Origin of the sequence: Paenibacillus sp. CH40 (assembly GCF_024213605.1) — a bacterium.
Taxonomy (GTDB): domain Bacteria; phylum Bacillota; class Bacilli; order Paenibacillales; family Paenibacillaceae; genus Paenibacillus; species Paenibacillus polymyxa_B.
The window spans coordinates 88,249-101,532 of sequence record NZ_JANAVQ010000001.1 but is presented as its reverse complement, the minus strand read 5'-3'; the positions used below and the strand labels follow the sequence as shown (position 1 = coordinate 101,532).

General features: G+C 47.2%; 8 protein-coding genes. All 8 read right to left on the bottom strand.

Features of this window, described 5'->3' with window-relative positions; translation table 11 throughout:
• Positions 1-65: 65 nt before the first annotated feature.
• The 8 genes from NLX73_RS00415 to NLX73_RS00380 all read right to left on the bottom strand — a co-directional run bounded on the left by NLX73_RS00415 (position 66) and on the right by NLX73_RS00380 (position 12,971).
• On the bottom strand, positions 66-707 hold the full coding sequence (locus NLX73_RS00415) for a 50S ribosomal protein L25 (RefSeq protein WP_061828704.1): 642 nt from the start codon (positions 705-707) through the stop codon (positions 66-68).
• A gap of 231 nt (positions 708-938) precedes the next feature.
• Positions 939-3,473 (bottom strand): type I pullulanase, encoded by a 2,535-nt coding sequence (pulA, locus tag NLX73_RS00410; RefSeq protein ID WP_254325061.1) that lies wholly within the window; start codon positions 3,471-3,473, stop codon positions 939-941.
• 255 nt (positions 3,474-3,728) lie between these two features.
• Positions 3,729-5,384, bottom strand: a complete 1,656-nt coding sequence (locus tag NLX73_RS00405; RefSeq protein WP_254325060.1) for an amino acid ABC transporter ATP-binding/permease protein — start codon at positions 5,382-5,384, stop codon at positions 3,729-3,731.
• Positions 5,377-7,542, bottom strand: a complete 2,166-nt coding sequence (locus tag NLX73_RS25035; protein ID WP_254325059.1) for a DUF454 family protein — start codon at positions 7,540-7,542, stop codon at positions 5,377-5,379. Before NLX73_RS25035 ends, NLX73_RS00405 begins: the two co-directional genes overlap by 8 nt.
• A 214-nt stretch (positions 7,543-7,756) precedes the next feature.
• Entirely contained in the window at positions 7,757-8,902 is a 1,146-nt protein-coding gene (locus NLX73_RS00395; RefSeq protein WP_254325058.1) for a mannitol-1-phosphate 5-dehydrogenase, read from the bottom strand.
• The gene (locus NLX73_RS00390; RefSeq protein ID WP_235308869.1) at positions 8,899-9,333 is read right to left on the bottom strand and encodes a PTS mannitol transporter subunit IIA; all 435 of its coding nucleotides are present in this window, start codon (positions 9,331-9,333) and stop codon (positions 8,899-8,901) included. The genes NLX73_RS00395 and NLX73_RS00390 overlap by 4 nt, the downstream gene beginning before the upstream one ends.
• On the bottom strand, positions 9,330-11,408 hold the full coding sequence (locus tag NLX73_RS00385; RefSeq protein WP_254325057.1) for a BglG family transcription antiterminator: 2,079 nt from the start codon (positions 11,406-11,408) through the stop codon (positions 9,330-9,332). The genes NLX73_RS00390 and NLX73_RS00385 overlap by 4 nt, the downstream gene beginning before the upstream one ends.
• An 84-nt stretch (positions 11,409-11,492) precedes the next feature.
• Positions 11,493-12,971: a PTS mannitol transporter subunit IIBC gene (locus NLX73_RS00380; protein WP_254325056.1), complete on the bottom strand. Its 1,479-nt coding sequence runs from the start codon at positions 12,969-12,971 to the stop codon at positions 11,493-11,495.
• Between the last annotated feature and the right edge of the window lie 313 nt (positions 12,972-13,284).

Below are 13,284 nucleotides of genomic sequence, written 5' to 3'. Positions count from 1 at the left end.
CGATTTTGAATACCTTTTTGATGATCTTCTGCAATTGAAAAAGATTCATAAACCAACTGAAAACATTAGGATTCCTTGTTTTCGGAAGCCTCTTCAGTGCCCTCAGTTGCCGCTGCATCACCTTCCACAGCAGCATTTTCTACTTCAACTGCACGCGGAACGATAATAGAAGCAAGCAGTTCTTCTTCAGGGACGTGCAGTGTTACTCCTTTAGGGAGCTTCAAGTCGCTAGCGCTCAGCTTGTCGCCAACATCCAGTGCGGATACATCCACCTCAATGGTAGATGGTAAATCAGCAGGAAGACCTTCGACTTCAACTTCCGTTTCCTGAACTTGCAGAATACCGCCTGTTTTTGTACCTACAGGTGTACCCTGATAATCAATAGAAACACGCACGCGAAGCGGTTTGTTTTTGGCAATTTTCAAAAAATCGGCATGCAACCATTGGTTGTCACGCTGTTGATAATCTTTAATAATAACCGGAATGGTTTCTCCACCCTCTACAGTGAGGTTGAACACCTCTGAACGTCCGGTTTTGACTACTTTATTAAATTCCTTGGCATCGACATGTACAGGGGTTCCTTCAAGCTCAGAGCCGTAAACCACAGCTGGAATCCGTCCTTTTAACCTCAATTCACGAATAGCCGAACCCTTCTTCTCTGTTCTCGGCTGGGCGGTCAGTTGAATACTTCCTCCATTAGAACTCATGATATACAACCTCCTTCAGGTTACCTTACAAATGATTTTCCTCCAAGAATCTTGCCTGTTTACCAGTCGTACTACAGGATATAAGCCAGCAAGCTGGCAAAACTAAACAAGTCCATAATTCTATTTTACCCCTTTTTTCTGAAACTGACACACGTTTACATAAAAAAATAGCATTTCTCGAAATAATCGAAAAATGCTACTTTCGTATATATAGCGACCAAGCATACAAGTCTATCCGGCCCGATTATCATTTACCAGTAGCAAATATTCTTCTCTGCCACTATGAATCAATACCTGCATCACAGACTGGTTCAGGTCTATATCAATATAGCGATCTGCCTCAACATCCTTGGCATCCCAGTGATTAAGCCGGACAATGTAGCCAATTCGCTGTATATCAGGAGACACCTGAATACGCGCTATTGCACGACCGTCATCCAAATCACGAAATTCAACATGTCCGTCGCGGTGCCCAGTTCCCCATACCCATACGTTCCAGCCAGTGTATTGCCGATCTGCACGCTCGTATATCAGTTCAATCGTGCGAAATGGCGCGACTTCCCTATCGTTTCCAAGCTGCACATCTGTCAACGCCATGGCTGTACCTGCAATTTCTTGATCTGTTCCCTCATCCGAGTCTTCCAATTCGTTCTCCGCCTGACGATTAACCTGATCTTGTTCAGTCAAAAAGGAGACTCGTGCAGGTTCTTCCTGATCATATAACACCATCATCGACCAGCGCGATACAGTCACACGATGGCCTACCACTTCATACCGGGTCTCATTACCAGCCCCGTGTGCGTCCACGACCACACGCCAACGATCCGATTCCGCAGGCAATAATATCGTTTGCTCTGTATCCGAGCCGTTATAAATCACCACAATATGATTCCAGGCATCGCCGTTAGCATAGTGCCTCAAAGCAAAAGCCACCACATGCCCACTGCTTTGCAGCACTTCCATATGCTGCTCCACTAGCTCACGATGGTCCATTCGGAATGCCGGGTGGTTGCGCCGCAAAGCAATTAAACCTTGGTAGTAATCAAACACTGGGCGAAACCTCGCCTTGTTATCCCAATGGATGGCATTCACCACATCTGGGCTTCGGTAGCTATTATGGTCTCCATATTTGGAGCGCAGCAGTTCATCCCCTGCATGAATAAAAGGAATGCCTTGCGATGTGAGTACCATACCGTTAGCCAACAGGGACTTGCGTACGGTTTCGTTCTCTAGCAAGTTATCTTCATCCAGGTCCCAATACGGGTCTGCTTCGGCAACAGCTTGTTCAGGTGTCCTCCCATCCTGTGGCTTCCCCTGCTCCCATTGTGGAAAACGACAGTGCTCCCGCAAATGTCTTACTGTCAAAATTTTATCCCACAGATTGAGATTATCGTGGGCAGTGACATAATTGACGGTCTCCGATGGCTGAGCTGTGAAATCATAAATAGCCCCAAAAGCACCTTTGAGCACCTGTTCCTCCTGATGTTCTGCCCCCGTGGCAAACCCGCTCCCAGTACCGTCGCTATCTCCCTTAATAGCAGAACGGTAGTTGTCGTTAAAAACGGCAAAGCCTTTGTCGCGTTGCGTTCCTTTTAGCGTAAGCAAGGGTTGCGGAGATTCTCCTCCCGTCCAAGGCTCACCATAGATCAACAGATCGGGACGCACTTCAGAGCGAAGCTCCTGGGTAAGCTGTTCTACGGTCGGTGTATCAATCAGCCCCATCAGATCAAATCGAAAGCCGTCTATATGATATTCCTCTGCCCAATAGCGTAGTGAATCCTTGATATACTTGCGCACCATCAGACGTTCGGTTGCCACCTCATTACCTACACCTGATCCATTGGTGAGCTGCCCTTGCTCATCCGTGCGGTAATAATATCCAGGTACAATAGGCTCAAACGGCCCCTGTTCCACCGAATAAGTATGGTTGTACACGACGTCCATAATGACACCGATGCCGACAGTATGCAAAGACTGTACCAGCAGTTTCAGCTCTCGTATGCGTGTCTCCGGATCAGCCGGATTGGAAGAATAAGACCCCTCCGGCACATTATAATGCTGCGGATCATAGCCCCAGTTATATTCAGTTTCTAATTCTGCAAAGTCATTCACCGTATGAAAATCAGCCACTGGAAGCAAATGAACATGTGTAATGCCCAGCTCCAGCAGATGATCCAGCCCGATGCTGTTCCCCTCAGTATCCTTCAATCCCGTATACGTAAAGGCCTCAAACCGTCCCTGAGCAGCAGATAAGTCTTTTTCCCCCGTATTAAAATGGGTATCCATCGAAAAATCACGTACATGAAGCTCATAGAGAATGGCATCCGTCGGCCGCTTAAGGGTAGGCCCCGTATCCAATTCCCATCCGTCCGGGTTGGTTTGAGCCAAATCAATGATCGCCGTACGCTGCCCGTTGGCTGATACCCCTGTGGCATATGGATCGGCAACATAATGAATGGTGTTGTCCGCCCACTCCAGCCTGTACATGTAATAATATTTGTTCCAGTCCCCTTCCAGCTCTATAGACCATACACCTTGATCACCACGGCTCATGAGAAATTCCTGACCACCGCTGTGCTCCTGAACGTTCCCCTCCTGATCGTACACCCCCGCATCGTTATACAACGCTATATGGACCTGCTGCGCAGTCGGTGCCCATACCTTAAACTTGCTGCCCGCAGGCGTATAAGTAAGACCCAAATCATAGCCTTCATATATGGGATATGTTGTGTGCTCAAGCTCATTGAGCTGATTGAAATCTGACATTCCTGTTCACCACCCATTTCTGTACATCGGCTTACAGCCTCTGTTCATCCATCATTTATGATGTTTATGACTTGTCAATATACCTCAGGATTTTGTAAAATCTTCACCTAATAGGCTATCAAAATAAGACAAGCTTGAAAAGCTGGATGATTTAAATAAGGATGACGCTTCCATTTCAACGCACACTCCATTTTATGACAAAACTATGAACAGGCTACAGCTTTTGCCCTTAAGGTATAACAATAGTTAGAAAAGTCAGGACAATCTACGGTTATCCATTTCAAAAATATCGTCTGCAATCCGCATGGTAGAACTTCGGTGCGAAACAAGGACAATCGTTTTATCTTGCTGCTGTTCCTTTAACGATTTTAAAATAATTGCCTCGTTCAGGCTGTCCAAATTGCTGGTAGGCTCGTCGAGCAGTAAGAGAGGCGCATTATGGACAAAGGCTCTGGCCAGTCCCAAGCGTTGACGTTCTCCACCGGACAGCCTGTCCCCCAATTCTCCAACTCGGCTGTCATACCCTTGAGGCAAGGTCATAATAAAATCGTGCACGGATGCCTTACGTGCTGCTTCCACCACCTGCTCATGTGTAGCATCAGGCTTTCCGATTTTGATATTAGCTGCAATTGAATCATCAAACAGGAACGTATGCTGGTCTACATAGCTCTGTAAGCCTCTCAAATGTCGGGTCCCAATTTCCTTCAAATCGTGTCCGGATAGCAAAATTTCACCTTGCTGCGGGTCCCTAAATCGAATCAGCAACTTTAGCAGTGTAGACTTGCCAGAGCCGCTTTTACCCTGAATGCCTAAAATCCGCTTATGCGGTATCGTGAGACTTACATCATTCAGCACCGTTTGACCATCGTATGCAAAAGTCACCTTGTCTACTCGTACCCCAGTAAAGGCAACACTCATCCCTTCGATATTTTCCTCAACCTCCGGGGTTTCCTCCAATAGACTCAACACTCGTTCCCCGCTCGCCAGCGTTTGAAGCAAATTGTTGGACAAGTTGCTCAGTGCGACGACCGGACCAAATGAACTAAACAGTGCAATGACAGAAATTAGCATACCTGTAAAGTCAACCTGACCATTAGACATACCGTACAAGCCAGCCAGCAGCATCAAGAATGAGAATCCAACTACAGCCGCATCTGTGATCGCTCTTGTGATGCCTTCATGATGCTTCAAGTCCTTCTGCTTGGCATCCAATTGATCCGTACGACGGTTAATCTCATTCAAACGTTGTTCTCCTTGTCCATATTGCACAATTTCCTTCATACCCCGTAAGCTGTCCAAAAAGTAACTGCTCAGCTTGCCAAAGCTGCTTCGGTATTCCATCCCCTGACGTTTGCCCATACGTGACGTGAGTAAGGGAATAAATAAACCGACAGTTAGGTAAGCAAGCGCAGCGAGCCAGCCTAATAGAGGCTCATAAGAACCGATAAAAAATACCATGAGCAGTGAAGTGATGATGCCGATCATTACAGGCGCTATCGTATGCGCATAAAATACTTCCAGCAGCTCAATATCACTCGTAATGAGTGATATCAGATTCCCCTTGTCCTTGCCTTCCAATTTGGCTGGAGCGAGTCTGCGCAGGGCTTGAAGCACCTTGTCACGCAGTACAGCCAGTAGCTTGAAAGCGAGATAATGACCACTCATTTGCTCACCATAACGGAATACGCCGCGCAGTACGGCACAAACCACGATCGCCGTCAGCAAAAACGACATGGTGTAGCCTGTCGTGATGCCCGTTGCTGTAAGCAGAGCAAGGGCTCCATACACTATAATGCCAATAGCACAAATAAAACCAAGCACTCCTGTCACAATCGTGATGAGCAGTACAGGTAAAAGAGGTCCCGCCAATACCAATAATTGGCCCATGATCCGTAATCCGTGTCTACGCATATACAGCCCCTCCTTTTACAAACTGCTCTACCTGGTGTTGACTGAGATACATATCCGCATAGTGCCCTTGCTGGCTCAACAGTTCATGATGCGTTCCGGATTCTGCCACCAATCCGTTTTGCAGCACATAGATACAGTCGGATTGAACTACATTTTCCAGTCTATGAGAGATAAGAATCACTGTTTTTTGACCTGCCAGCGCATGTATTACCTCCATAATGCCTTCCTCACTCTCACTGTCAATGTTAGAGGTGGCTTCGTCAAAAATGTACACACGACTACCATGCAGCAATGCTCTGGCCAGTGCTAGCCGTTGGCGCTGTCCTCCTGACAGATTTGCCCCCTGCTCCTCCAGTTCTGCTTCCAGTCCTCCTTCTGAAAGAATAAAATCATACAGCTTCACTTGTCGCAAAGCTTCCAGCATTTGTTGCTCATCCGCGTGCTCATTGCCCATTTTTAAATTCGCTTCCACTGTGCCTTTAAAAATATAGCTGTTAAAACCGATCCAGGTCATGTGACGCATGCGGCTTTCTTCCGAAATATCAGTAAGCTCGGTTCCTCCAATCGTCAGACTTCCTCGATACCCCTCGTGATGCCCAACGATTAATCCGGCTATCGTACTTTTACCAGAGCCTGATTCCCCAACAATTGAAACCAAGCTGCCTTGGGGAATATCCATGGAAATATTTCGTAAATTATCTCTTTCGTCGTAGGCGAAACTCACCTGTTTCAGTCGAATATCTGTGTTTTCTATGCTTTCTTGTCCTTGTATAAGATCCTCTGTACTCAACATTTGGAATATTTTGTAACTCGCTGCCATTCCGTTCATGGCGATATGGAAGTAAGAACCCAGCAAACGCAGCGGAATGAAAAACTCTGCTGACAGCAAAACAATGATGATCGCTCCTGCCAAGCCAATATGGCCTGAAGAATATTCACTTATCGCGACCAGTACACCCGCAGCAGCACCACCAAATGCGATAAGATCCATAATGGCCACGGAGTTAAGCTGCATAGTCAGCACTTTCATCGTCATTTTGCGAAAGTCCTCAGCTGCTGTGTTCATTTCCTGATGTTTATCCTGGTCTGTTCCGTACATTTTGAGCGTAGTCAGACCTTGTACATTCTCTAAAAAGCTGTGGCCCAGATTGACGTAACTGCCCCAATATTTCCGAAACAGCTTTTTAGCCATCCTCATAATGACAATGATCGACACTGGAATTAAGGGAACGCAGATCAATAGTATAATGGCTGCTTTGAAGCTGACAAAAGAGAGGGTGATGAATAACGTTACGGGGGCAAGCAGACTGTAAAATAGCTGAGGCATATATCTGCCGAAATAGGTTTCAAGCTGCTCTACCCCTTCTACAGCAACCTGAATAACCCCCGAGGTGGAGATATGATCTGTATATGCGGGTCCCATCTTCAGCAACTTGCCGTAAATTTGCGAGCGCAGCGTTTTTTTAGCATTTACCGAAGCACGATAAGATAACATACTGGCTGCATAATTGCTCAGGCAGCGAACTGCAATAGCAGCAATAACAATGACCGTCATAGATAGAATCAGCTTGCGAGTCACTTGTCCTTCCCATGCCTGCTGCATAACAAAGGCCATAGACAACACAGCGGCTATACTCCCCAAAAGACCGATCCACTGCACAAGCACACCCAATACGATATATTTCCGAGAATGTTCCACTAGACCGAGCAGACGGCTGTCGACCATTTTAGACCTTTTTTTTGGAGTAGGTGTAGGTATAGGTTCAGATGAAGATGGAGGCGTTATTTTTGCTGCAGCATTTCTTATTGTTCCGATGCGGAATATAAAGTAATAATATTTAAAAAGGATGACCAAGACGATGAACGCTTTCCCCCACATATTAGGTGTGAAAATAAAGCCTATAATCAGCATCGCTGACGCTAAGCCCAATGTCGTGATTTTCGTAGACAGCTTCAACGACCTTGTTTGGACAAAACTCTCTAGATGCTTTTGGTACAGAGAGGTATTCGAAAACCACTGGTGAATCCTTTCGGACCCCCGCATAAAGAAAAAGGTCGCTAGCAGCAGAAACGGTGTAGTCGGTAGCAACGGTAGCACTACACCAATAACTCCAAGCGCCAAAAATAAAAACCCTAAGGTAATATAGATCGGTTTCACTATAATCCTCCCTAATAGTTATAATAGTAATGATTTCATTTTATAGATAATGATAATCATTATCAATATAAACAATTTAAGCAGGTTGTTATGTGATGTAAATCACGTATATAAAAATCCTCTTGAAGCACATCTCTACAGAACACGTTAGTGTTGATGTGGATGCTTTGTCTTCAAGAGGATTATTGAAAGTAGATGTTGGTAATTCGTTGTTTTATGAATTTATAATATCGTATTGCTCCAATACCTGCCGATGTAACGGGTGGTCTGCGGTTATGGAAGTATAACGCGTCAGCGCCGCACCCAGTCCTTCACTGCGGATCACCTGCTGAAGCTCGACTGCCTCTGGGTCTTCCGTAATATCAAATTTACAGGCAGCAGCCATTCCTAACGCCAGATGATCCGTAGGGATGCCATACTCCTGCGCTTGAAGCGCGGGACGTACAAGACGATCATTGGGAGACAGCTTGCGCAACGGTGAACGTCCGACCCGAGTAACATCGTCTGTCAGATTAGGATTGCGGAAGCGATCCAAAATTTTAGAGATGTACTTCTTATGCTCCCCTTGATCCAAACCGAAGCGCTTCACAAGCACTGCTCCTGTCTCCTCCAGTGACCCTTGTATCGAATCCACCACCTTGCTATCCTTCATGGCCTCCTGGATGGTAGCATAACCTGCGGTATAACCAAGATAGGCTGCCACGCAATGCCCCGTATTCACCGTGAACAGCTTTCGTTCAATGTAAGGCTCTAGATCCTGCACGTACAGGATGCCTTCGATTTCTTCATGCTCAGGTGCCATTTGTGAACGATCCACCACCCACTCGTAAAAAGGCTCTACCTGCACATGTAACGGGTCCTCGTGGTGTTGGATCGGCACAATCCGGTCTACAGCAGCATTGGGGAAATATACCGAAGCCTCAGCCTTGGCACGAGTCGCCTCATCCAGTAGCGCAAAAACATGCTCTTTCAGTTGGGCGCTGCCTCCGATTGCATTTTCGCAAGCAATCACATGCAGCGGGCCTGCCCCTCGCTCCACCCGCCGCACTATTCCCTCGGCAATACCTGCTGCAATATGCCTGAGGATGCTAACCCCTACCGCGGTCGTTACCAGATCAGCATGGTCTACCGCATCCGCTACAGCGGATGCATCTCTGCCGTCAATCGCCGTTACATTCGTGACCAGCTCCGTATCCTTTGTATCATTGGCTAACTCTACGGTATATTGTTTACGACGGCGTAACTCGGATACAAGGGTGTCGTTGACATCTGAAAAGACAACCTCATAGCCTGCACGCGACAGAATTAATCCGATAAAGCCGCGACCGATATTTCCTGCTCCAAAGTGGACGGCTCTCATAGCTCCAGCTCACTTTCGAACAGATCTATAATTTCCTGTGGGGTCACCGCGTTGCGAAGTTTATCCATATTTTCTTCCTCCGCACACACCACAGCGATACTCGTCAAAATCTCCATATGATCGCCGCCTTGTGCTGCAATGCCGATCACCATATATGCTTTCTCTTCCCCAAAATCTACGCCTTGCGGGAACTGAACGATGGAGATGCCTGTGGATTGAATAAGCGTCTTGGATTCCTTGGTGCCATGTGGAATAGCCAGCCCATTCCCGATGTAGGTAGACACGATCTCCTCGCGTTCCAGCATCTTGTCAATGTACTCACTTGAAATATGTCCCGCATCCAGCAGGATTTGTCCAGCCATACGAATCGCCTCATATTTGTCTTTGGCGGTTGCGTTCATTTTTACTTTGTCTATCGTCATAATACTCACGGTAGGTTCCTCCCTGTCCCTAATTTACTGTGGAAAAATTCAGCCAGCTCACTCGATATATAATTGACAATATGATCCCTGCTACCGTGTTCCAGTAGCGTAACCATGTCTTCCTGCAAAAGTAATGCACTAATCTCGCTCAATACCTCCAAGCTTTCTCTCGGCAGCTCACGAGGCCCCAACATGAGCAGCACGCATTCTACCTGTTCACCTGTATCCGCCAACAGCGGCTCTGCCAGCTTATACAAGGTAAGCGAAGGCTTGCGAATATAGTGGCTGCGCGTATGAACTAAAGCAATGGAGGTATCAGAGATCACCTGACTACCTTGGCGCTCTCTTTCCATGAGTTGTGCAGCAACCACAGAAGGCTCTGTAACATTCCCCCGCCCCGCCTCCAGCATGCATATCGCCTCTACGGTCGCCGCCATATCCATCCCTTGATTTTCCAGCGGATATACTTGAAATTGCTGTACAATGTGTACAATTTCCTCGAGACTTTTCCGCAGACCGGTAAGCCACTCCATATCCTGACCAGGCTGAACGGCCTGTTCCTGCTGATGATCATTGAGATGATGGAGTGTAATATGCTGGATGAAATGACGCAGACGGTCACTCTCCTCCTGCGTTAGCAGCGGACTGATCTTAAGATACCGATCTGGTTCAAGCGGTAGCTCTACTGTCGAAATGATCAGATCATAATCCTCCTTGGGAATCCGCGCCGCCTCGTACCATGAAGCCCTATCCACAATTTTGATCTGTGGGAGCTCTTTGGCGAGCCTTGTTGCCAGAAGTCTGGATGATCCAATGCCGCTCGTGCAGACTACAATGGCCCGCACCTCCCGACGCAATTGTCGCAGCCGCTCCAGCGAAGCGCCGAAATGCATGACGAGAAATCCGATCTCTTCATCAGGCACTTTCATTTCTGTCATGCTCGCCGCAGCCTTTTTCACTGATTCGAATAAGCTGCTGTAATCCTTGCGGATTTGCTGAAGGAGAGGGTTACGAATCGACCTGCCTTCCTTCAAACGTTTGAATACCGGAGCCATATGGGCAATCAATCCTTCACGCAGAACACGGTCCTCTTTCAATGGCGTGCCTGTCTCTTCCTCCACACGACGAATCAACTCATGAACCGACTCCAACAGTACGAGATCATCCAACGGCAGTAGTCGGGTAGAGTGATCTTCGGCATCACGAAATAGCAGCCTGAGATAAGATCGTTCCGGCTCTGGAAATTCAATATCCAGCGCCTCTGACAACTCCGTGCATATGCGTTCCACCATAGCTGTGCGAAGCATGATATTTTCATCCGAATCTGTTTTTAAATACGAGAGAAGAGGATCTATAACATACCCGAGTCGCAGACGTACCAGCGAAACGCAAATTTGAATCAGCAGCTCCATGTATTTGCTTTCCACCATGTTTTCCAACCATTTTTCATGGGGCTGCCAGAGGGCCTTTTCCACGATTAGCAGGTTATCTCTGCCAATCATCTCCAGCAACTTGTCGGCAACACGGGTTACAGGACGAAGTTCTTCCCGGGCTGAAAACAGATCGGATTCATCCAAATATTCGAGAGCCAGCTCGGAAATCGCCCGTCTTTTGTCTGTCTCCCGCCCTGTAATCTCGACCCCGTACCCCCGTCTGCGCACAAGCATGAGTCCACGTTCCTCAATCCAGTCTTGCAATTCGTCTAGATCATGACTGACCGTAGTTACCGTGACTTTCAGATCTGAAGCCAGCGCTAACAGCTTGATCGGCTCCCGTGTATCCAGCAGCATGCAGAGAACCACGATCTTTCTCTCCTCAGCCGAATATTCGTCTGACTTCGTATGCAGCAATTGCTCTCGCAGACTTGCAAGCTGAGTCGGGTCGGCCTCCACATAGATACCGATCCCTGATTTTTTCTCCAGCTTTATCTCGTGAGCCGCCAACCAGCACTCGACTGCACCAAGTTCCCGATGAACTGTCCTTGTGCTGACATTGATCTTCTCAGCAATTTCCCCGGCTGTAACCTCTTGTGGCTGCTCCAAAAGATACTCCACAATGTCAGATTGTCGTTTCGTAATATTCATAAGCGCATACCGTTCCTTCCCAAGCTCTCATCCCTTCCAGCAGGAAATAACAAACTGTATACAGCCGGCCTGACTTTATGGGGATTAAGAATCGGATTTCAGCCGTTCAACCAGCGCTTCGTATTCAGGGCTCTTCAGAAAATTGTCAATGGAAATGTGCTCAGCATTCGGGGCTACCGTTTTAGCCCGGTCTGTCAACGTTTTTTGTGTAATGACAATATCCGCATCCTGTGGAATTTCACTGATTGCCGTATTCGTAACTGTTACGCCCACACCCGCCTGCTTCATTTTTTTGCGTAAAATCGAGGCACCCATAGCGCTTGAACCCATACCTGCATCACAGGAAAAGACGATTTTGTTCACTTCGGATTTATCCTTGAGCGTTCGATCTGCAGCAATTTCTGCAGCACGATCAGATTCGTGGTTATCTTCCATTACAGTGGCGTTAGCACTTGCACTCTTGCTTTGATTTTTCATATCTTTCAGGCGGGATGCAGCTTTCTCCAGCCCCTCTTCTTGTTGCTTACCAGTCTTGAGTAACACTGCGGCAACAGCAAAAGATACGACCGCAGCAGCGATCACCCCGCTTAGCATTGGCAAATATCCGCCTTTTGGCGTCATTAGAAAATAGGCGATGATGCTGCCCGGTGAAGGAGCAGCAACCAGTCCGGCACCTGTCAACATGAAACAGAAGGTTCCCACAACGCCCCCAGCTATAGCAGCAAGAATCAAAATCGGCTTCATTAAAATATAAGGGAAATAAATTTCATGAATCCCGCCGAAAAAATGAATGATGACTGCCCCAGGAGCCGACGACTTCGCAGAGCCTTTACCGAACAGGCAGTAGGCCAGCAAAATACCGAGCCCCGGTCCAGGGTTGGATTCCAGCATGAACAGTACGGATTTCCCTGTTCTTGCAGCTTCCTCCAACGCAATCGGACTTAATACTCCGTGATTCAGCGCGTTGTTTAAAAATAATACTTTTCCGGGCTCAATAATGAGGTTGACAAGCGGCAGTAGCCCTGCGTTCACGAGGAACTGTACCCCTGCCGACAACACTTGACTGATCATTTGTACAATCGGGCCGATCGCCACATGGGCAAGCAGTGCTAGAATGGCACCGATAATCCCGGCCGAAAAGTTATTGACCAGCATTTCAAAGCCTGATCTGACTTTGCCTTCAATGGCCTTGTCGAACTTCTTCAATATCCACGCAGCCAGCGGACCAGCGACCATCGCGCCCAGGAACATCGGGATATCGGCTCCCACTATGACACCCATCGTCATAATGGCACCAATCACACCTCCACGTTGTCCATGAATCATCGTGCCTCCCGTGTAACCAATCAGCAGCGGCAGCAAATAATTTTTCATCGGATCAACCAGTTGTGCAAAACCTTCGTTCGGGAACCACCCGGTCGGAATAAAGAGTGCCGTAATCAATCCCCACGCGATAAAGGCTCCCATATTGGGCATAACCATACCGCTGAGAAAACGGCCAAAACGCTGTACGGCGACACGAGTGCCTCCTTTTGAACTTGGCTTTGCGTCCAATGTACTCATATTCAAATCCTCCTTGTAGGTAAGCATCACTACCTTTTCTTAAAATTCATACTAAATGACAGCGCTATCTTCATCAACGAAATGAAAACGTACTTTCGTCATGAACGTTGATGACAACATTTAAATTTAAATTATCCGAGAAGGTATTATACCTGCATAATTCTTCTTAATATGACCTGTTGCTATAGAAATTAGTCGAAAAACCGTGCTGGATTATGTATGATTCTTACTATAGGGACAACCCTCTAAATCGGAATAAAACACGTAATTACGTCTGCAAAAAGACAAAAAAATAGCCGCTATGTCAAATCAT

Bases quoted from the DNA above. Each gene is read 5' to 3' on its own strand.
- NLX73_RS00415 (WP_061828704.1), bottom strand. From the start codon at position 707: ATGAGTTCTAATGGAGGAAGTATTCAACTGACCGCCCAGCCGAGAACA.
- pulA (WP_254325061.1), bottom strand. From the start codon at position 3,473: ATGTCAGATTTCAATCAGCTCAATGAGCTTGAGCACACAACATATCCC.
- NLX73_RS00405 (WP_254325060.1), bottom strand. From the start codon at position 5,384: ATGCGTAGACACGGATTACGGATCATGGGCCAATTATTGGTATTGGCG.
- NLX73_RS00395 (WP_254325058.1), bottom strand. From the start codon at position 8,902: ATGAGAGCCGTCCACTTTGGAGCAGGAAATATCGGTCGCGGCTTTATC.
- NLX73_RS00385 (WP_254325057.1), bottom strand. From the start codon at position 11,408: ATGAATATTACGAAACGACAATCTGACATTGTGGAGTATCTTTTGGAG.
- NLX73_RS00380 (WP_254325056.1), bottom strand. From the start codon at position 12,971: ATGAGTACATTGGACGCAAAGCCAAGTTCAAAAGGAGGCACTCGTGTC.